A 20,160-nucleotide genomic window follows, 5' to 3' on the forward strand; every position below is an offset into this window, starting at 1 on the left:
CACCGCCTCGTTCCCGCGTTCGCTCCGTGTCTATTTCGTCCCCCTAGGTGGGCGGATCATGCGTCTTGTGAGATGTGCGCCCGTCGTACTCGTCTGACCAGGATGAATATGACGGTCAGGGACGCGAGCGCCCCTACGGCCGCCGCCGCGGCGACGGCCGTGTAGATCGTGACGCGCCGCTCGTCGCGCACGACCACCTGGACCGGCCCCGCCCGGCCGCCGGCCAGCGGCAGGGCGGGGTCGTGGGCCTGCTCGCCGGTGGCGGTCTCGGTGTGCCCGGACAGCCGGGCGGCCTCGGCCAGCGCCCTGGCGGCGTTGACCACGCCGAAGCCCGTCGCGGTGTCGTAGCCGCCCGGGGGCCGGTCGGCGGCGCTGTCGGCCAGGGCCCGCGCGACGAGCGGCGGCGACAGGTCCGGATGCCTGGCCTTGATGAGCGCGGCGACGCCCGACACCAGCGCGGTCGCCTGCGAGGTGCCCCTGCCCACCCAGTACTCGTCGCCGGGGCCGGCGCCCATGATGTCCACGCCCGGCGCGGCGACCAGCACCGAGGAGTTCCAGTTGGAGAACGTGGCCCGCCGCAGCCGCCGGTCGGTCGCCCCGACCGAGACGACGCCGGGCAGGGCCGCCGGGTAGGAGTAGGGGGCGAACTCCCCGTGGACCTTCCTGTCGCCGTCGTTGCCCGCAGCGGCGACGAGCACGACGTTCCTGGAGATGGCGTAGCGGATGGCCGCCCGCTCCTCCCGGGTCGCCAGCTCCTTGGAGATCGACAGGTTGATCACGTCGGCCCCTTCGTCCACCGCGTAGCGGATGCCCCGGGCCACCACGTCCTCGAAGCGCTCGGCCGAGTTGAACGCGCGGAAACCCGGCTCCTCGTCCTCCAGGATGACCCGTACCGACAGTACGTCCGCTTCGGGCGCGACGCCGATGATCCCCCGTTTTCCGTCCGGCCCGTGGCCGTGCCCGGCGATCAGCGAGGCCATGTACGTGCCGTGCAGCCTGCTCGGACGGGTGCCCGGCGGGTTCGCGCCCGCGGTGAAGTCCTTGCCCACGCGCACCGAGCCGGCCAGGTCGCGATGGTGCGGGTCGACGCCGGAGTCGAGCACGGCCACGGTCACGCCCGCGCCCTTGCTCGTCCGCCACGCCTCGGTCAGCGCCAGAGTTCTGATCACGGCCTGCTGCCCGCCGCGCACCTCGTCGCCCCGCGCCGGCTGCCCGGCCAGCAGCAGCCCGGCGACCGCCACGACCGCCAGGCCGCGCCTCAGCACCGCCACTCCCGGGCGGCGCAGTCGGGCATCGCGGGCGTGCTCAGCGCGGTCAGCACGCGCTCGGACAGCTCGGTGGCGAAGGCGAAGATGGCCGGCCGCGGCTCGCCCGGCGCGGCCGCGGGCCTGCCGTCCACCTGGCCGGCGGTGGTGAGCACGAGGTAGGGGCCCGCCTGGCGTACCGACCCCGTCTGCCGCACGGCGGGCGTGAACCGGTCGGACAGGGTGCCGCGGAAGGCGAGCGGGCGCAGCCCGGGAGTGGGTCTGCCGGAGTCGGCGAAGGCGGTTCTGGCGCGCACGGCGTGCAGCTCGTCGCGCAGCGCCACCACGCCGATCGTGACGAGCACGCCGCGCAGCGCGTCGATGTAGGTGGCCCGCAGCACGCCCTGGCAGCCCGCCCTGCGCAGGGCCTTGACCGCCTTGGCGTCGACGCTCTGACCGCACTCCGTGCGCGGCGAGATGCCGATCCGGCGGGCGCGCTCCTGCCCGCCCTGCTCGGCGGAGTAGGGCAGCGTGGCGGGGAAGATGCGGCCGGTGGGCCAGGTGCGCCAGCGCTGGGCGACCTCGCGCTCGGCCGCCGCGCGCAGCTCGGCCGTGGTGGGGCCGCGGGTGAGCTCCGTGCCCGCCGCGCTGCCGGCCACCCCGGCGGCCACCGCGCAGATCAGCGTCAGCGCGGAGGCCACCACGAGCGTGGGCCACGGGCGGGCGGAGTTCACTCCATCGACCTTAATAGGGGTGTCACGAGAGCATCCCCCGCGACCCCTAGTAGCTGGGCAGGCTCGGGTCGACGGTCTTGACCCAGCTCAGCACGCCGCCGCCGACGTGGACGGCGTCGGCGAAGCCGGCGTTCTTGACGACCGCCAGCGCCTCGGCCGAGCGCGCCCCCGACTTGCAGTGGAGCACGATCTTCTTGTCCTGCGGCAGCCGCTCCAGGGCCGAGCCGTTGAGGAACTCGCCCTTCGGGATCAGCGTGGCGCCGGGGATGGAGACGATCTCGTACTCGTTGGGCTCGCGGACGTCGACCACATAGATGTTGTCGCCGCGGTCCATCATGGCCTTGAGCTCCGGCGCGGTGATCGTGGAGCCGCTGGCGGCCTCGGCGGCCTCGTCGGAGATCGCGCCGCAGAACGCCTCGTAGTCGTCGAGCAACTCGGTGACCGTCGGGTTCTTGCCGCACAGCACGCACTCGGGGTCCTTGCGGACCTTGACGTCGCGGTACTTCATCTCCAGGGCGTCATAGATCATCAGCCGGCCGACCAGCGGGTCGCCGATGCCGGTCAGCAGCTTGATGGCCTCGTTGACCTGGATCGAGCCGATCGACGCGCACAGCACGCCGAGCACGCCGCCCTCGGCGCACGACGGCACCATGCCGGGAGGCGGGGGCTCGGGGTAGAGGCAGCGGTAGCACGGCCCGTGCTCGGCCCAGAAGACGCTCGCCTGGCCGTCGAACCGGTAGATCGAGCCCCAGACGTAGGGCTTGCCGAGCAGCACCGCGGCGTCGTTCACCATGTAGCGCGTGGCGAAGTTGTCGGTGCCGTCGACGATGAGGTCGTAGCCGGAGAAGATCTCCATGACGTTCTCGGTGGTCAGGGCCGTGTTGTGGATCACGACCTCGACCAGCGGGTTGATCTCGCGCACCGAGGCGGCGGCGCTCTCGGCCTTCAGCCTGCCCACGTCGGACTGGCCGTGGATGACCTGACGCTGCAGGTTGGACTCATCGACCACGTCGAAGTCGATGATGCCGAGGGTGCCGACACCCGCCGCCGCGAGGTACAGCAGCGCGGGCGAGCCCAGGCCCCCGGCGCCCACACACAGCACCTTGGCGTTCTTCAACCGCTTCTGACCCGCCATGCCCACATCGGGAATGATCAGGTGACGTGAATAGCGGCGCACTTCGTCGACGGTCAGCTCTGCGGCCGGCTCGACCAGCGGTGGCAACGACACTTTCTACGCTCCCGTTTTCAGGGGGTCTTATCCCACTGTGAAACCTAGCTGGGCAGTGGGGCATTCCCCAAGCGCGTCTCACCGATCAGACGGCGCGCCTCCGCGGCCACCACCTGCGGCATCTCCATCATGGCCACGTGCCCGGCGGTGGGCAGCAGGACGAGCCTGACCTGACGGAACGTGCGGTGCGCCTTCCTGGCCATGGCCGGGCGGACCAGCCGGTCGTGGCGCCCGTGGATGATCAGCGTGCGCGCCCGGATCTTGGCCGCCTGCTTCCAGAGGTTCTCCTCGCCGCGCCGGAAGTACTCCGCCACGATGCCCCGGGTCGAGCCGATCATGGCCGCGCCGGCGTGGGGCAGGTCGTCGCGCCTGCGCTGCTCCTCGATGGCGTCGCGCAGGCGGAGGGGATGCACGGCGTCCATGTTGGCCCAGACGACGGCCATGGAGGCGGTGATGCGCTGCTCGGCGGGGATCAGGCGCAGGCTGGCGGCCACCCACTCGCCCAGCCAGGGCACCGCGGCGGCGGCCACGCGGACGGGGCCGTACCGGGGCAGCAGGTCGGGCAGGGCGGGCGAGATGAGGGTGAGCGAGCGCACCAGGTCGGGCCGGGAGGCGGCGACCCGGACGGCGATGGCGCCGCCGAGCGAGTTGCCGAACAGGTGGGCGGGCCCCGTCTCCTCCATGAGGCCGATCACGGCCCTGGCGTGACCCGCGACCGAGTAGTCGCCGTCCTCCGGCGCGGGCGAGAACCCGGCGCCCGGCAGGTCGATGGCGTGGCCGGTGACCGTGTCCTTCAGCTCGTCCATGAGGTCGGTCCAGTTGGTGGCGGCACCGGCCAGGCCGTGCACGAACACCGCCTGCTCGGCGGGGCCCTCCGGGGTGGAGCGGACGTGCACCGAGCCGACCATTCGTCCCGGCCAGTGCGGGATCGGCTCCGGGGTCATCGGTTCTCCTCCTCGTCCCTCGAACGGGTCTTCTCGTTCTTCCCACGATAACCATCGCCCCCTGGCGGGGTCTGGATTCCGTACAGGGGGTTATTTACCTGATTTTCCTGGACAGCAGGGCAGGAACCACCTCAAATACCGACAGGGGGTACGTCATGCTCACCAGCCGTATCACCGCGGCCCTCGTGGCCGGGGCCGTCGCCGCGACCGGGCTCGCCGCGCCGAGCGGCGCCGGCCCGGCGAGCGCCGCGACCGCCCTCTCCCGGCCCGGCTGCAAGTACCGCGTGGTGCGCGTCAAGACCAGGCTCAACGTACGGGAGCAGCCCCGGGGAGAGGTCGTGGACAAGCTCTATCCGGGGGATCGCACGTGGGGCAGCTGCCAGAGGTTCGGGAAGTGGCGGCGGATCCACGGGACGGAGGTCGGCCTGCGGGGCTTCACCTTCGACCATCACCTGAAGAAGATCGGCAGGCGCTGACCCCGCTCTGGCTCACCCCAGAATCCGACATACCCCCATATTTCGGCCTTTAGGTCTCTAAACGATCTCACGACACACCAAGGGTGCGGCAAAAGCTGGCGTACGTCGTTTATGGGCCGCCCACTCGGAAAGCATCACGGTACCCACCGTGACGACCGGGGCACACACCGTCAACAGGCGGGCGGCCCGGGAGCCGTCACGGACCGGGGCCACGTCAAGCGGTGAACATCACCAGGGGACGCGTTCCGCCGTCCCCCGCACCATGATGGCCGCCGCCGTGCCCGACAACGCTTCTTCACCGGCGAGCGCCGGCACGCATCCCATCATGGCGAATTCGGCCGGCACCGGAATGCGGAAATCGCGGCACGGCGACGCGACATTCGTGCGCCCATGACATTGGCATTCGCACGCCCGTGGCTCGCCGCCCGGGCATTCGTTGCCCGTGGCATTCGCACGCCTCGGGCATTCGCGCGCTCTCGGCGTTCGCGTGCCCACGTGATTCGCGGGCCCATGCGATTCGCCCGCGGGATTCGCGTGCCCGCGGGATTCGTGCGCCGCCGGCCTTTCCCGACGATGGGCCGGCACCTCCTGCGCGTAGCACTGCGGACGGTACCTTCGGTGCGTCCCACCCTTCGGCGAGCTCTGCATTTCAGGACGTATCGGCCCAGCCATTCGCGACACAAACGGACATATCACCTCATTTCATCGGATAGATCTTTAATGCAAGCAATAAGATTGTTAATGCAGAGCAAAATGGAGTCGTATCCGTTTGCCCGTCCACCGGCCCGGAAATGACATTCCATGGATGCGCCTTCAGCAGCCTTCCAAGGTTCGTTTCCTGACAATCCGGAAACGCCGAGAACGGGGCAACCGATCCTTTAGGGGGAAACACAATGCCCAAGCTCAAGAGTGTCATCGCAGGCCTCGCCATCAGCACGGCCGTCACCGGCGGTCTGGTGAGCGCGGGCGCGGCGACGTCCGCGGCCAACGCCACCACCACCCAGGTCACCACCGGCACGTCCATCCTCGGAAACGACGGCTGGGGCTGGGGCTGGGGTCACCGGCGCCACCACCACCGCAACCGCTGCGGCAAGGGCCACCACAACCACGGTGGCTGGGGCTGGGGCTGGGGCCACCGGCGCCACCACCACCGCGGCACGGTCTGCATCGTCATCCGCAACTACAACCACAACGACAATGGGTCGTCCCACGACAGGCGCTGGTAATGACCGTTCGTTGATGACGCAGGGAGTTCTCGGGGGCGGCCCGTTCTACCTTCGCGGCTGGGCCTGAGGTTTCATTTCTCCTCGTCTCCACGGCATGTTCGGTGAGGGCTCTCCCGGTTCCGGCCGGGGAGCCCTCGCTGCATTTGTTTCCCGGCGCCACGGCGCCGGGTTTCTCCGTTGCACGGTAGGTGTTTCGCGTCGCACGGAGGTGTTTTCGCGTCGCACCGGAGGCATTCGGCGTCGCGCCGGAGACATCCGGCGTGGCGCCGAACGCTTTCGTGGCCGAGCGCTTTCGTGGCCGAGCGCTTTCGCAATGCGCCGGAGACCTTCGGCGTCACGCGCCGGGGTTTCGGTTTCATGCCTGCGAGGACGGGGTGGTGTGTGTGGTTTTGCTGTGGTGTGGACCAAGGGTGGGCAAGTCCGGTTTGTGCTCCTTTCGTGGGGTTATATCGCTTGTACGGATGATGTGCTGGTTTGTCATCCGTGACGGGGCAATCGAATCCTTTAGGGGGAACCCACCACGGCCACCACCGCGTCCGCATCGTCATCGTCAACCGGAACATCAACGGCGGCGGTCACCACCACGGTCACCACCACCGCGGCCACCACCACGGCTGGTAGAAGCCCCGGCCCGAGGAGCCGATGAGGCGATGAACCCGGGCCGTACCGACTGAGTGCCCGTGTCCGCCGGGAACCGACCTCCGCCCTCTCACCAAGAACGGACGTCCACCCGGCGAACACGGGCACTTTCCCCGTCCCCGCCCTCCACCACACCCCGCCCCCACCCTCCGCGAGCCTCATCCCTGGTTTCACCCACCCCGCCTCACCCCTGCCGCTCGGCCGGCACCTCCACGGACGCGACCTCCACCGCGACGAGCACGGCCACCACAGTGGGGCCAGCCGGCACAGGCCCGACGAACGCGAACGGCACACGACACCGCGCCGCCGTGCGCAAGAAGCCGCAACGGGACACAGAAGGGGCCGGGAAGTGAAGGCCCGAGGCAGAAAGGCCGGGCCCTGTTCAAGACCGGACGTGTGCAAGGCCGGGGCATGAGAGGCCCGCCGGGCACAAGAACTCGGTTCGTCACGTGAGGCAGGCCGGGAAGCCGGGGCGCGAGAGACCTGGGCCAGGGCAGGAGGCCAGGGCAGGGCAGGAGGCCGGGCCAGGGCAGGAGGCCGGAACCGGGCAGGTCGGGCCGACGGAGGCCGGGCCCGGGAACCCAGGCCGCGATCCATCACAGCCCTCTGCCCACAGAGCTGGTCACTGCCGAAGGTCGAATCCGTGGCCCCAGCCCCGGGAAGGCCAGGGCGCGAGATTCGGGCAGGGGCGGGAGACCGGGCGAGGGCGAAGTGCGGATGGGCGGGGCAAGAACGGAGGTGGACGAAGAGTAGGGGTGGGTGAAACGGGGAGCGAGGACATCTGGGGGCGATAACGGGATGCTCGGACAGAAACGGGGATGAGCTCAGGCGGGGAGCGGCGATGAGCCCGGGTGGGGGTGGAGACGCGGTGAGTGCCCGCGTTCTTTGGGGGACGCCGTTCTCGTGTGAGAGTTGGTGGGCGTCTCGGTTCCCGGGAACGCGGGCACTCGACGGTGATGCCGTGAGGTCAGCGCCGTAGCGGGCTCTTCGGCATCGGCGGCCTCTTCAGGCCAGGATCACCGGCCGTGGTGGTGACCGTGGTGGTGGCCGCCGCCGTTGATGTTCCGATTGACGATGACGATGCGGACGCGGTGGTGGCCGTGGTGGCGGTGACCCCACCTCTTCCACCGGTTCCAGCCCCATCCCCAGCCGCCGCAGCGGTGCCGGCACCACAGCAAAGCCAGACAGAACGCCCCTCGCCTTCCACCTGAAAAGACCCGGCGCAGAATCGGAAGTCCGGCACCGTGGCGCCGGAAAACAAAACAGCGAGGGCTCCCCCGGCCGGAACCGGAAGAGCCCTCGCTTGGCATGCCGTGGAGACGAAGGGAAAGGAAATCTCAGGCCCGGCCGCGACGGTAGAACGGGCCGCCTTCGAGAACTCCCTGCATCATCGACGCACGGTCACATCACGAGGTCGTGTCGCCATCCACCTTCTTGTGGTCGTGCTTCGGCTGGTGGTTGCGGTTGTAGTTGTGGTTGTACACCTTCACCTTGACCCTCATCCTGTGGTGGCCGTGGTGGTGACGGCGCCAGCCCCATCCCCAGCCGCCGCAGCGGTGCCGGTAGTAGCAGCCGTGCCCAGCGAGAACGGATGTGCCGGTGCCGACCTGCGTAGCGGCGTCAGCGGTGGCGGCCGTCGTGGCCGCACCCGCGCTCACCACGCCGCCGGTCAGCGCGGTGCTGATGGCGAGGCCTGCGAGAACACTCTTGAGCTTGGGCATTGCGTTTTCCCCCTAAAGGATCGATTGCCCCGTTCTCTGTTGTCCGGATTAACCGGAAACAGTGTCGGACGCCTGCAATGAGTCATCCACGATGTGTCATTACCGGCGGATCAGCAGGCAAACAGCTACGCCTCCATTTTGCTCTGCATTAACAATCTTATTGCTTGCATTAAAGTTTTATCCAATGAAATAGTGCGAATTATCCGGAAATGTCCTTTTTGGTGATCGCCGAGTTCCCGGCATGCGCAAGCCCCCCACCGTTGCCGAACGCCTGCAACGACGACCGGGCCGGGGTACATGACGGGGGGCGGCAATGGCCACGACAGCCGAAAGCGCGACAATGCCACCCGGCCTGATCGCGACGATGTCGTCCCGGCTGATCCTGCCGATCCCGCTCAGAATGGAGCAGAGCCGAGAGCGGTCGCCAAGCGCGGCATATGAGGACCAGGGTCAGGATGCGGAAGCCGGGAGCGGGACCGGGATGCGGGGGCCGGGATGCGGGGGGCCGGGACCGGGATGTGGCGGCCGGGACATAGGGCCGGGGCATGGGGACCGGGCATCGGGACCCGGCATCGGGACCGGGGAATGGCCCCGGGGTGGGTGCGGGTGGCGTGGTCAGGCGGACTTGCGGGTCTTGCGCTTGGCGGGGGCCTTGTCCTGGTCCTTGTCCTGCTCCTTGGACTGGTCCTTGGCCTTGCCCGCCGCCTTCTTCGGCTTGGCCGGCTCGCCCTCGCGCTCGCGCTTGGCCGCCTCCACGCTGGCCCGCAGCGCCGCCATGAGGTCCACGGCGGGCTTGGCCTCCTCCTCCTCGCGGGCCGGGATGACCTCCTTGCCCGCCACCTTCGCCTCGATCACCTGCTGCAGCGCCTCACGGTAGGTGTCGTGGTATTCGCTCGGGTCGAAGTCGGACTCCATCGTGGTGATGAGGGACTCGGCCATCTTGAGCTCCTGGGCGCGTACCTCGATGTCCTCCTCCAGGAAGGCGAAGTCGGGCGTGCGGATCTCGTCGGGCCAGAGCATCGTCTCCAGCACGAACACGCCGTCCCTGACCCGCAGCGTGGCCAGCGACTCCCGCTGCCGCAGGGCCACCTTGACCACCGCCACCTGGCCGGAGCTCTCCAGCGCGTTGCGCAGCAGCACGTACGGCTTGGCGCCCTGCGCGTCCGGCTCCAGGTAGTACGACTTGGCGAAGTAGATGGGGTCGATCTGCTCGGCGGGCGTGAACTGCAGGACGTCGATCCTGCGCGAGCTGTTCAGCGGCAGGTCCTCGAAGTCCTCGTCGGTCAGCACGACGATCTCGCCCGTGGCCAGCTCGTAGCCCTTGGCGATGTCGGCGTACGGGACCTCCTCGCCGTCGAGCGTGCACACGCGCTTGTAGCGGATCCGGCCGCCGTCCTCGCGGTGGACCTGATGGAACGTCACGTCCTTCTGCTCTGTCGCCGAGTAGAGCTTCACGGGGATCGTGACCAGCCCGAAGGAGATCGCACCTTTCCAGATGCTGCGCATGGGCACTCCTCAGCTCTCAACCGGCCCGCCAATGGGCACATACCCCTCATGCCGCAACCAATGCCATACCCGGTCGAACCAATGCTGGCTGTACCTGGGGAACTACCCTCCGATCGTGATCGGTACGGCCTGGAGGTCAAATGGGACGGCATCCGGGCCGTCATCCACCTCGACGGCGGGATGCGGCTGACGGGACGGCACGGGGCCGACTACACGCGGCGCTATCCGGAGGTCTCGGGGTTCGGGCTGAAGAACGCGGTCATCGACGGCGAGCTCGTCGCGCTGGGCCCCAACGGCCGCCCCAGCTTCTTACGGCTCCAGCGGCGCATGCACCTGGTCGACCCGGAGCCGGCCATGGTGGAGCTGTACCCGATCACGTACCTGCCGTTCGACCTGCTCTATCTCGACGGGACGCCGCTGTTCGACCTGCCCTACAGCGACCGCAGGGCGCTGCTCGACGAGCTGGACATCGGCGCGCCCCCGTACTTTCCGGGCGGCTCGGACCTGCTCGCGGCCACGTACGAGCAGGGGCTGGAAGGCGTGGTCGCCAAGCGGCTCGACTCCCCCTACCGGGCCGGCACGCGCTCGCCCTGGTGGATCAAGGTCAAGAACCTGGCCACCCGGGAGGTGGTGATCGGCGGCTGGAAACCCGGCAAGGGGCGGCGCGCGGGCGGGGTCGGATCGCTGATCATGGGGGTGTGCACGGAGGCGGGGCTGATGTACGTCGGGCACGTCGGCACCGGGTTCACCGACGCCGTGCTGGACGAGCTGTACCGGATGTTGCGGCCACGGGAGATCCCGCGCAGCCCGTTCGTCAACGACGTCCCCTGGCGGAATCGGTGGGTTAGGCCGGATTTGGTCGGGGAGGTGGCCTACACGATGTGGACCGACGAACAGCGGCTGCGGCACCCCGTGTGGCGCGGCCTGCGCCCCGACAAGCTTCCCTCGGAGGTGACCCTGTGAAGGTGCCGGTCAAGGTGGACGGGCGCGAGCTGACCCTGAGCAACCTGGACAAGGTGCTCTATCCCGACTACGGCTTCACCAAGGCCGAGGTCATCGACTACTACAGCCGGATCGCCCCCGTACTGCTGCCCCACCTGCGCGGCCGGCCCCTGACCGTCAAGCGCTACCCCAACGGCGTCACCGGGCAGTCCTTCTTCGAGAAGAACGCCCCCGAGCACACCCCCGGCTGGGTCAGGCGCGTCAACCTGCCCGCGCCCGGCAGCACCAAGAACCGCGAGTCCATCGACTTCGCCGTCGTGGAGGACCTGCCCACGCTCGTCTACTACGCCAACCTCGCCGCGCTGGAGCTGCACGTGCCGCAGTGGCGCGTGGACGAGGACGGCCGCGCGCTGCCGCCCGACACGCTCGTGTTCGACCTCGACCCGGGCGCGCCCGCCACGATCGTCGAGTGCACCAGGGTGGCGGTCCTGCTGCGCGAGGTGCTCAAGCAGGAGGGCCTGACGGCCCTGCCGAAGACCAGCGGCAGCAAGGGCATGCAGCTGTACGCGGACTGGGACTGCCGCGAGGAGCCCTCCGCGTACGCCAAGAGGCTCGCCCAGCTCCTGGAGAAGGAGCACCCCGGCCAGATCGTCAGCGTGATGACGAAGAAGGCGCGGCCCGGCAAGGTGTTCATCGACTGGAGCCAGAACAACCCGGCCAAGACCACCGTGGCCCCCTACTCCCTGCGGGCCAGGGAGCAGCCCACGGTCTCGACTCCGTTGACGTGGAAGGAGGTCGAGGAGTGCGAGCGGCCGGAGGACCTGGTGTTCACCGCGCCCGACGTACTCGCCAGGGTCGAGAAGCGCGGCGACCTTTTCGGCCGGGCGTAGGCTGGTTCCGTCCGCACCGAGAGGGGACCTGAAGATGTCGGAGATGGACATACGCGGGGACGAGGGTCCCTACGCAGAGGAGGAGGAAGAGTTGTCGATCGAGACGCCCGAGGCCGACGCCGTCGAGCAGCACCGCGAGATGCTCCAGAGCGTCTCCGGCCTGCGCCGTGAACTGCCGCTGGACGTCGATCCCGCCGACGGGGCCGACCAGGACCGCGTGGTGGAGCTGGACGACGACGACTATCGCTGAGCCGGCGCCGCCGGGCCGGCCCGGCGGCGGTGACCTGCGTGAGAAGCGGCTCATCACCGGCGGCTGTCGCCGAGTCGTGGGTTACCCGCACGTAGGATGGTTCGCTGCGTGCGAACGCATCACCCGCACAGCCCGCTGAGAGACCAATGGAGACCCGCGTGACCGCAACCCCGGATGCCAAGCCCCGGGGCACCCGGCTGCCCCGACTGGCCCGACGCCGGCAGCTCCTGAGCGCCGCGCAGGAAGTGTTCGTGGAGAACGGCTATCACGCGGCCGCCATGGACGAGATCGCCGACCGGGCCGGGGTCAGCAAGCCGGTGCTCTACCAGCACTTCCCGGGCAAGCTGGAGCTCTATCTGGCCCTGCTCGACCTGCACGTCGACGACATGGTCAACCGCTGCAGGGAGGCGCTGGCCTCCACCCACGAGAACAAACTGCGCGTGCAGGCCACGTTCAGCGCGTTCTTCGACTTCGTCTCCAGCCAGGGCGAGGCGTTCCGCCTGGTCTTCGAGTCCGACCTGCGCAACGTCGCGCCGGTGCGGCAGCGGGTGGAGCGCTCGCTGCGCGAGTGCGCGGAGATGGTCAGCGAGCTCATCCAGGAGGACACCGGGTGCACCAGCGACGAGGCGCACCTGCTCGGCGTCGGCCTGGTGGGCATGGCGGAGGTGAGCGCGCGCTACTGGGTCACCACGCAGGGCTCGATCCCGAAGGACGCGGCCGAGCAGCTCATGGCCCGGCTGGCCTGGCGGGGCATCAGCGGTTTTCCGCGTACGGCATAACCCGTTCGCTGGGCGCGATCATTCGCCCCGTTCACGAGTCCGACCGGCGACGATGGGATGGAGCCAGCCCGTCGACTAGGGAGCCACGATGGAAGTCAAGATCGGCGTACGCTCCGTACACCGCGAACTCGTTGTCGAGACCGACCTCAGCGCTGAGCAGGTCGAAGAGGAGATCAGAAACGCCCTGTCGGTCGATCGTGGCGGCGTGTTCGCCCTGACCGATATCAAGGGCAGGCGGGTCGTGGTGCCGGTGGCCGCGCTCGGGTTCATCGAGATCGGCGAGGACGAGTCCCGGCCCGTCGGATTCGGCGGCACCCTCTAAGCGCTCCTGGGCCGGGAGGGTACGGCGCCCGCGCCGTACCCTTCACGACCCCTGCCGTTCTCCTTCACCCGGCCCGCAGCTCACCCATGACCCACCCTTCACATCAGTCCCGGCTTCACCCTGGCCCCCATGCTCCCTGGGCTCACGCCACACCCATCGCTCCCATGGCTCACGTTTGTCACCCCTTGACTCCCAGCTCACGGGCGGCTGTTCAGCGGGCGTGAAGAGCGGGGCGGGCGCGAAGGCCGCCGTCGGCAACGCTGGGGCCGATCGCGTGCTTCGCCGGGGCGTGACGGTGTGCGGGCGGTCCGGGTGGACCGGTGGCCCGGTGGACCGGGTGGACCGGGTAGACCGGTGGACCGGGTAGACCGGTGGACCGGGTGGACCGGTGGCCCGGGTGGACCGGTGAGACTGTCGGACCGGCGGGAGGTGGGTCAGGCTCCGTGGCGTGGGTTGCCGAGGCGGCAGCCGCGGGGGCGGCGGTGCCGGGGGACGGTGTCACGCCTCGGCTCCGTGGTGGGGCAGCGCGCGCTCTCCCTTCTCAGCACGGCGCGCGTGATCCAGCGATTCGGCCCACATCTCGTCAAGGAACTGCCGTAGCGGCGCGAGGCCCTCATATCTGGCACGCTACAACCGTTCCGTGCCTCCGCGCCGCCCGTATCGGCAGACCCGCCCCGTCGGAGCGGGCGCCGCACACTGTCCTGGGGGCTCAGAGGCCCATGGCGGCCATGCGCTGGTTGTGCGCCTCGGTCAGCTTGGCGAAGAGGCGGGAGATGTCGGCGTGGCCCTCCCCTTGCGACTCCATCAGGAGCAGGGCCAGCTCCGGCCGCGCCGACGCCACCTGCTGCCCCTGGCTGAGCGCCTCGCCCACCAGCCGCCGCGCCCACAGCGCCAGCCGCCCGGCCGCCGCCGGCTCGGCCTCGATGCCCGCCCTGACCCGCTCGACGGCGAACTGCGAGCGCTCCTCGTCCACCAGCACCTCGTCCACCAGCTTGACGATCGAGGAGTCGAGGAGCCGGGCCGCCTCGCGGTAGAAGTCGAGCGCGATCCCGTCGCCCACGTAGGTCTTGACCAGGGCCTGCAGCCAGTCGGCCGGCCTGGTCTGGGCGTGCCAGGCGTCCAGCGCGCCCACGAACGGCGCCATCGCCGCGTCGGGATCGGCGCCCAGCTCGATCAGCCGGTCGCGCAGCAGGCGGAAATGGGCGTACTCGGTGACGGCCAGCTCGCTCAGCGCCGCGCGGTCGGCCAGCGAGGGCGCCAGCGTGGCGGCGTCCTCGGTCATGCGCGCGTATGCGCTGAGCTCCGCATAGGCCAGCACGCCGAGCAGATCGACGACTCCAGGAGACTCCTTCATGCATGGCAGCGTACTTCGGTGAATCTTCGGGAACATACGTAAGCTCGGTCAGCGTTGTGGTATCGAGTACACTGCTCTGTGAAAGTGCGACCGCACTGTGTTAATTCGGGGGAATCCCCCGATTACCCCCCGAATCCCCGGGTGCGCGGTCGCTGATGACGCGAGAGGGCTGGCTCTACCGCGAGGACCCACGTAACGGGGGCTGTTTTCCGCCCGTCGGTCCCGGCAGGCCCGCCTTCATTTGAGACTGAGGCAGGCCACGCTGACGACTTTCCGAGACCTCGGAGTCACACCAGAGATCGCCGATGCCCTCGAGACCGAGGGCATCACCACACCGTTCCCCATCCAGGAGATGGCGCTTCCGCTCGCACTGAGCGGCCAGGACCTGATCGGTCAGGCGCGCACGGGCACGGGCAAGACCTACGCGTTCGGCATCGCGATGCTGCAGAGCATCGGCAAGCCGCGCAAGAACCGCAAGAAGCCCCGCGGGCTGGTCATCGTGCCGACCCGTGAGCTGGCCGTACAGGTCAGCGAGGACCTCGTGACCGCCGCCGGCAAGCTCGGATCCCGAGTTCTGACCGTCTACGGCGGCCGGGCGTACGAGCCGCAGATCGAGGCGCTCAAGGCCGGGGTCGACGTCATCGTCGGCACCCCGGGCCGCCTGCTCGACCTGGTCAAGCAGAAGCACCTCGACCTGAGCCAGGTCACCAGCCTCGTGCTCGACGAGGCCGACCGCATGCTCGACCTGGGTTTCCTGCCCGACATCGAGCGGATCTTCAAGCTGATCCCCGCGCAACGGCAGACGATGCTGTTCTCGGCCACGATGCCGGGCGAGATCGTCTCGCTGTCGCGCAAATACCTCAACCGGCCGACGCACGTACGCGCCGAGCTGGAGAGCGGCGAGGGCGAGACCACGCCGCAGGTGCGCCAGATCGTGTGGCGGACCCACCGCATGGACAAGATCGAGATCCTGTCCCGGCTGCTCCAGGCCGAGGGCCGCGGGCTCACCATGGTCTTCTGCGAGACCAAGCGGGCCTGCGACATGGTCGCCGAGCAGCTCGACACGCGTGGTTTCGCGGTCGCGGCCGTCCACGGCGACCTCGGTCAGGGCCAGCGCGAGCAGGCGCTGCGGGCGTTCCGCAACGGCAAGATCGACGTGCTGGTGGCCACCGACGTGGCGGCCCGCGGCATCGACATCGACGACGTCACCCACGTGGTCAACTACGACTGCCCCACGGAGGACAAGACCTACGTGCACCGCATCGGCCGCACCGGCCGGGCCGGGCGCACGGGCATCGCGGTCACGTTCGTGGAGTGGGAGGAGCTGACCCGCTGGAAGATGATCAACCAGATGCTCGGGCTAGACTTCGCCGAGCCCGAGGAGACCTACTCCACCTCGCCGCACGTCTACTCGGAGCTGAACATCCCCGAGGGCACCAAGGGCGTGCTGCCGCACGCGGCCCGCTCGCGCGCCGGGCTGTCCGCCGAGCGCATCGAGGACCTCGGAGAGACCGGCCGGACCCGCACGCGTGGCGGTCGTCGCCGCGAGGAGCGCGAGGAGCGCCCTGCCCGCACACCCCGCCAGCGCCGCCGCACCCGTGGCGGCAGGGAGCTGGCGGAGAACGCCCCCGTCGAGAGGCCGGAGGTCGAGCCCGTGAACGCCAAGGCGGAGGAGACTCCCGCGATCTTCACTGCTGACGAGATCCAGGAGGCGGCCGAGCCGAAGCGCGTCCGCACCCGCAGGGGCGCGGCTTCGTCGGCCATCGAGCAGGCGCTCTCCGACGCCCCCGAGGCGCCGGTGACGCCCACCCGCCCGCGCGGGGCCGAGGCTCCTGCCGAGGAGGCCGCGGAGACGCCGGCCAAGCGCACCCGTACGCGCAGGGCCGTCGTCGAGGCGCCCGCCGAGGAGGCCGCTGAGGCGCCGGCCAAGCGCACCCGTACCCGCCGGAGCGCGGCGGCCGAGCCGGAGAGCGTCGAGGCGGCCGTGGAGCCGTCCGCCGCGCCGGTGACCGAGCGCCGGGCGGCACCCGCCGCCGAGCGCGAGGCCGCGGCCGTCGTGGAGCGGCCGGTCGTGGAGCGGCCGGTCGTGGAGCGGCCGGTCGTGGAGCGGCCGGTCGTGGAGCGGCAGGCCGAGCCCGTCGCCGACCGGCCGGAGCTCCGGCCGAGCTTCTCGACGCCGCCTCCGCCGGCGCCCAAGGAGCCGGAGCGCATCATCCCGCCCAGCCCGTTCGCGGTGATCTTCCAGTCACCCGACCTGGCCACGGACGACGATGACATCGCGCCGTCGGCGGCGACCGAGCGCAAGCAGCAGCGCCGTCAGCCCCGGGGCGGAGGCGGCAACCGCCGCCGCACCGGCTGACCACCGCCGCCGCACAGCACGCAGAAGGCCGCACAGCACGCAGAAGGCCGCACAGCACGCAGAAGGGCGCGCACCCGAGCCAGGGTGCGCGCCCTTCGCGCGCCCGCCCCGACCTTCGCAATCGAGGCGCGGGCATTCCAGCCGGCCGCCACGGCGTGGCCGTCAGGGGCGCATGGAGGGCGCTGAGCGGGCGTGTGACGCGCTGCCGTGCCCAGAGGGACCATGGGTGGGGCCAGGGTGGGGTGAGGCGCTGTGGCGCCGCGTGAGGAGCCCGCACGGCTCGTCGTCGCGTGGGGCGGGTCAGGAGGCCCAGATCGCCCATACGGAACAAGTCATCCGAACTCGCACCAGCGTGGAGCCCATGCCGGTGTCTTAGCTCTGACCTCTGGGTATTGTTGCCCCACGTGAGTACGCCGCGATTCCTCGACCTGCCTCCAGGCGTCACACCGCAGAAGATCGAGACGCCACAGGGCACGTTCGCGGCCCTGGAGGCCCTTCCGGTCAGCGGTGTGGTTGAGCGCTGGCCCGCACTCCTGGTCCCCGGGGTGACGGGCAGCAAGGAAGACTTCATCGCGGTCCTGATGACCCTGGCCCAGTCGGGCCGCCGGGTCGTGGCGATCGACCTGCGCGGCCAGTACGAAACCCCGGGCCCCGACGACCCCGACGCCTACACCTGCCCGGCGCTCGGCGCGGACGTCGATCTGCTCGCCCAGGTCATCGGCGGCGGCGACCCCGTCCACCTGGTCGGCCACTCCTTCGGCGGGCTGGTGGCCAGGGAGGCGGTCATCGACGGGCGCACGAAGTTCGCCTCCTGCACGCTGATGGGCTCGGGCCCCGGCGGGATCGAGGGCAGGCGGGCCCGCAACGGCAGGAAGATCATGGAAGAGGTGCCCGCGCTGGGCCTGGAGGCCGTCTGGCACACCAGGTTCGAGCCCGAGGCGCTGGCCAACGACGTCTCCGACGAGATCATGACGTTCCTGCACCGGCGCCTGCTGGCCAACTCGCCGACCGGCCTGGCCCGCATGACCGAGCAGGTCCTGAGCATGCGCGACCGCACCGACGAGCTGCGCCAGATCGAGGTGCCCACCCTGGTGCTGTACGGCGAGCACGACGACGGCTGGTCCCCCGACACCCAGGCGGAGATGGCGGCCAGGCTCGGGGCCGAGTGCGTGGTCGTGCCGGGCGCGGTCCACTCCCCCGCCGTCGAGGCCCCGGAGACGACCGCGGCGGCGCTGGTGCGGTTCTGGAACGCGGCGGAAAAGCACTTCTTGGACATCCGGTCCAATTCTCTGTAATCCTCTGGGGATTATGGAAGACATCGTCGTCCAGCCCCCGCAGAACGCGACGTGGCAGGTGCACCTCGACCGCACGATGTGGGTGGGCGGCGTGCGCGGCCTGATGCTGCAGGCCCTGCACCCGCTGGCCATGCTGGGGGTCTGGCAGAACTCCGGCTTCCAGGACGACCCGTTCGGACGGCTGCGCCGCACCGCGGACTTCGTGGGACGGGTGACGTTCGGCAGCCCGGAGGAGGCCGACGAGATCGGCAGGCGGGTGCGCGGCATCCACCGGGCGCTGCGCATCCACGATCCGGCCACCGGCAGGACGCACCGCGTCGACGATCCCGAGCTGCTGCTGTGGGTGCACTGCGCGGAGGTGTCGTCGTACCTGGAGGTGGCCAGGCGCGGCGGGCTCGGGCTGACCGAGCGCCAGGCCGACCGCTACCTGCGCGAGCAGCGCAAGAGCGCCACGTACGTCGGCCTGCACCCGGAAGACGTGCCCGGATCGTGCGCGGAGATGGACGCCTACTTCAAGCAGGTGCGCCCCAGCCTGCGGGTGACCCCCGAGGCGGCCGAGACCGTGCGGTTCCTGCTGTGGCCGCGGCTGCCGCGCGAGTCGCGCCTGCTGTCCGCCGGCAAGCCCGCCTACTTCCCCTTCGGCGCGCTCTGCTACTACACGCTGCCCGGCTGGGCCAGGCGGATGTACCGCACGCTGCCCGAGGTGCCGGAGGCCGCGGTCACGGCGGCGCTGAGGGCGTTCCGGCTGGGCCTGAACGCGCTGCCCGAGCCCGTGCACGACCGGGCCTTCGACCCGGCCACCAGGCGGATGCTGCGGCACTCCAGGGAACGGCTGCGCGCGGCGGGCTACGACGTCCGCAAGGGGCTCAAGGGGCTGACCGACCCCCGCCGCTGGCCGCCCGCCGCCTGACGGGCAGCAGCGCCGAACCGGCCAGCACGACCGCCGACGCCCCCGTCATCAGCCATCCGCCGCCGCCCAGGCCCGTCCGGTCCAACAGCACGCCGAGCAGGACGGAGGCGGTGGCGGCCCCGACGTACCTGGACGACTGGAACACGCCGACCGCCGCCCCGGTGTCGCGCCGGTCGGCGTGCACGAAGACCAGCGAGTTCAGCGCGAACTGGGTGAAGGCCGCCGAGGCGCCCAGCAGCGCGGCGGCCACCAGCACCGGCCCGAGGGACTGGCCCGCGAGCATCACGACCGAGCCGGCGAGCAGCAGCGCCGAGCCCAGGACCAGCACGGTGCGCAGCCCGGTCCTGCGCGCCAGCGCCACCGCGACGGGCGTGGCGACGATGTCGAGGCCGGCCAGCGGCAGCACGAGCAGCCCGGCGAGGTGCGCGGGCACGGCGGCCGCGCCCTGCGCCCACAGCGGCACCGCGAAGAAGGCCATGTAGAAGACCACGTTGCCGAGCGCGAACTGCCCGCAGGTGGCCAGCAGGCCGCCGCTCAGCCACGGCACCACCGCCCACCGCACCCCGCCACCCCGATCCCCCGCGCGCCCGCCCGCAGGCCCGACCACGGGCCCGACCACGGGCCCAACCACGGGCCCAGCCACGGCCCCGCTCGCACGCCCATGCGCGCCGTCATCCGCGGGCTCGCCGGCGCGGCGGCCGGTACGGTCGTCGCCGCGGCCGAGGGGACGAACGAGGGGGCGGCCGAGAGGGCTCCCGAGGGGGCGGACCCTGGGCAGCCAGCGCAGCGCCACGGCGAACGCGACGGCCGCGAGCGGCACGTTGACCAGGAAGATCGCCCGCCATCCCCACAACGACACCAGGAACCCGCCGAGCACGGGACCGGCGGCGGCACTGGCGGTGAGCACCATGGAGATGGTCGCGATCACCCGTGGCGGCGGCCTGCCGTCCGGGCCGGCCAGCACGGCCTGCACGATCGCCATGCCCGCGGGCATCGTCGCGCAGCTCCCGAACGCCTGCAGCAGCCGCACCGCCAGCAGCACCGCGTACGACGGCGCCAGCGTGGCCAGCACGCCGGTGACCGCCATCGTGACCAGCCCGGCGCAGAACACCAGCCGCGGCCCGAACCGGTCGGCCAGCGTGCCCATCAGCGTCGGCACCAGGATGCCGACGAGGTAGAACCCGGCGGCCAGCCAGGTCACGGCGGCGACCCCGACGCGGAACTCGGCCTCGATGTGGACCAGCGCGACGGAGATCATGGACGAGTTCAGCGGGTTGAACAGCGTGCCCAGCGCCACTGCCGCCGGCAACCGCCCCACAGGTTTCACATGTCGTCCATAAC

The 20,160-nt window shown here is 70.5% G+C and carries 19 protein-coding genes; 10 read left to right on the forward strand and 9 right to left on the reverse strand.

The window, feature by feature from the left end:
• Positions 1-56: 56 nt before the first annotated feature.
• Genes IO39_RS31415 through IO39_RS31430 form a run of 4 tightly spaced genes read right to left on the reverse strand, consistent with a single transcriptional unit; the run spans position 57 to position 4,150 of the window.
• Entirely contained in the window at positions 57-1,265 is a 1,209-nt protein-coding gene (locus IO39_RS31415; protein WP_043630752.1) for a S8 family serine peptidase, read from the reverse strand.
• Positions 1,259-1,978 carry a hypothetical protein gene (locus IO39_RS31420; RefSeq protein WP_245642415.1) on the reverse strand — a complete coding sequence of 240 codons (720 nt, stop codon included), beginning with the start codon at positions 1,976-1,978 and terminating at the stop codon, positions 1,259-1,261. The genes IO39_RS31415 and IO39_RS31420 overlap by 7 nt, the downstream gene beginning before the upstream one ends.
• A gap of 46 nt (positions 1,979-2,024) precedes the next feature.
• A complete protein-coding gene (gene moeZ, locus IO39_RS31425; RefSeq protein ID WP_043630573.1) occupies positions 2,025-3,206 on the reverse strand; it encodes an adenylyltransferase/sulfurtransferase MoeZ in 1,182 nt (393 codons plus the stop codon).
• Between the two features lie 44 nt (positions 3,207-3,250).
• On the reverse strand, positions 3,251-4,150 hold the full coding sequence (locus tag IO39_RS31430; RefSeq protein ID WP_052423602.1) for an alpha/beta fold hydrolase: 900 nt from the start codon (positions 4,148-4,150) through the stop codon (positions 3,251-3,253).
• Between the two features lie 155 nt (positions 4,151-4,305).
• Here IO39_RS31430 and IO39_RS31435 point away from each other — a divergent pair, with 155 nt between their 5' ends.
• Positions 4,306-4,626, forward strand: a complete 321-nt coding sequence (locus IO39_RS31435) for a hypothetical protein (protein WP_043630576.1) — start codon at positions 4,306-4,308, stop codon at positions 4,624-4,626.
• A gap of 697 nt (positions 4,627-5,323) precedes the next feature.
• Here the strand turns inward: IO39_RS31435 and IO39_RS55035 are convergent.
• Positions 5,324-5,527, reverse strand: a complete 204-nt coding sequence (locus tag IO39_RS55035; RefSeq protein WP_157549127.1) for a hypothetical protein — start codon at positions 5,525-5,527, stop codon at positions 5,324-5,326.
• Here IO39_RS55035 and IO39_RS31440 point away from each other — a divergent pair.
• The gene (locus IO39_RS31440) at positions 5,520-5,852 is read left to right on the forward strand and encodes a hypothetical protein (protein WP_043630578.1); all 333 of its coding nucleotides are present in this window, start codon (positions 5,520-5,522) and stop codon (positions 5,850-5,852) included. The two genes, IO39_RS55035 and IO39_RS31440, sit on opposite strands and share 8 nt — an antisense overlap.
• Before the next feature lie 2,045 nt (positions 5,853-7,897).
• On the opposite strand, the gene IO39_RS31450 is transcribed toward IO39_RS31440, so the two are convergent.
• Together IO39_RS31450 and ku are read right to left on the reverse strand one after the other, a co-directional pair.
• Positions 7,898-8,212 (reverse strand): hypothetical protein, encoded by a 315-nt coding sequence (locus tag IO39_RS31450; protein WP_043630582.1) that lies wholly within the window; start codon positions 8,210-8,212, stop codon positions 7,898-7,900.
• Positions 8,213-8,827: 615 nt separating this feature from the next.
• Positions 8,828-9,718 carry a non-homologous end joining protein Ku gene (gene ku / locus IO39_RS31455; protein WP_043630583.1) on the reverse strand — a complete coding sequence of 297 codons (891 nt, stop codon included), beginning with the start codon at positions 9,716-9,718 and terminating at the stop codon, positions 8,828-8,830.
• Between the two features lie 81 nt (positions 9,719-9,799).
• Here ku and ligD (IO39_RS31460) point away from each other — a divergent pair, with 81 nt between their 5' ends.
• From ligD (IO39_RS31460) to IO39_RS31480, 5 genes are all read left to right on the forward strand, one after another.
• Positions 9,800-10,681, forward strand: coding sequence for a non-homologous end-joining DNA ligase (ligD, locus tag IO39_RS31460; RefSeq protein WP_084773797.1), 882 nt, complete (start codon positions 9,800-9,802; stop codon positions 10,679-10,681).
• Positions 10,678-11,550, forward strand: a complete 873-nt coding sequence (gene ligD / locus IO39_RS31465; RefSeq protein ID WP_043630587.1) for a non-homologous end-joining DNA ligase — start codon at positions 10,678-10,680, stop codon at positions 11,548-11,550. Before ligD (IO39_RS31460) ends, ligD (IO39_RS31465) begins: the two co-directional genes overlap by 4 nt.
• Positions 11,551-11,593: 43 nt before the next feature.
• Complete coding sequence (locus tag IO39_RS31470) at positions 11,594-11,800, forward strand: hypothetical protein (RefSeq protein WP_043630589.1); 207 nt, start codon at positions 11,594-11,596, stop codon at positions 11,798-11,800.
• A 158-nt stretch (positions 11,801-11,958) separates the two neighbouring features.
• Positions 11,959-12,579 carry a TetR/AcrR family transcriptional regulator gene (locus IO39_RS31475; RefSeq protein WP_169789154.1) on the forward strand — a complete coding sequence of 207 codons (621 nt, stop codon included), beginning with the start codon at positions 11,959-11,961 and terminating at the stop codon, positions 12,577-12,579.
• An 88-nt stretch (positions 12,580-12,667) separates the two neighbouring features.
• Positions 12,668-12,901: a DUF3107 domain-containing protein gene (locus IO39_RS31480; RefSeq protein WP_043630593.1), complete on the forward strand. Its 234-nt coding sequence runs from the start codon at positions 12,668-12,670 to the stop codon at positions 12,899-12,901.
• 709 nt (positions 12,902-13,610) lie between these two features.
• Here IO39_RS31480 and IO39_RS31485 read toward each other — a convergent pair.
• Positions 13,611-14,255: a ferritin-like fold-containing protein gene (locus tag IO39_RS31485; RefSeq protein WP_043630595.1), complete on the reverse strand. Its 645-nt coding sequence runs from the start codon at positions 14,253-14,255 to the stop codon at positions 13,611-13,613.
• A 352-nt stretch (positions 14,256-14,607) separates the two neighbouring features.
• Here IO39_RS31485 and IO39_RS31490 point away from each other — a divergent pair, with 352 nt between their 5' ends.
• The 3 genes from IO39_RS31490 (at position 14,608) to IO39_RS31500 (ending at position 18,819) form a co-directional block, all read left to right on the forward strand.
• Complete coding sequence (locus tag IO39_RS31490; RefSeq protein WP_211267242.1) at positions 14,608-16,614, forward strand: DEAD/DEAH box helicase; 2,007 nt, start codon at positions 14,608-14,610, stop codon at positions 16,612-16,614.
• Positions 16,615-17,018: 404 nt separating this feature from the next.
• Positions 17,019-17,909, forward strand: a complete 891-nt coding sequence (locus IO39_RS31495) for an alpha/beta fold hydrolase (protein WP_043630597.1) — start codon at positions 17,019-17,021, stop codon at positions 17,907-17,909.
• Positions 17,910-17,922: 13 nt separating this feature from the next.
• Complete coding sequence (locus tag IO39_RS31500) at positions 17,923-18,819, forward strand: oxygenase MpaB family protein (RefSeq protein WP_043630599.1); 897 nt, start codon at positions 17,923-17,925, stop codon at positions 18,817-18,819.
• Here the strand turns inward: IO39_RS31500 and IO39_RS31505 are convergent.
• Positions 18,776-20,146 (reverse strand): MFS transporter, encoded by a 1,371-nt coding sequence (locus IO39_RS31505; protein WP_157549131.1) that lies wholly within the window; start codon positions 20,144-20,146, stop codon positions 18,776-18,778. The genes IO39_RS31500 and IO39_RS31505 overlap by 44 nt on opposite strands.
• Between the last annotated feature and the right edge of the window lie 14 nt (positions 20,147-20,160).

It is taken from the genome of Nonomuraea candida (assembly GCF_000725485.1).
GTDB lineage: Bacteria > Actinomycetota > Actinomycetes > Streptosporangiales > Streptosporangiaceae > Nonomuraea > Nonomuraea candida.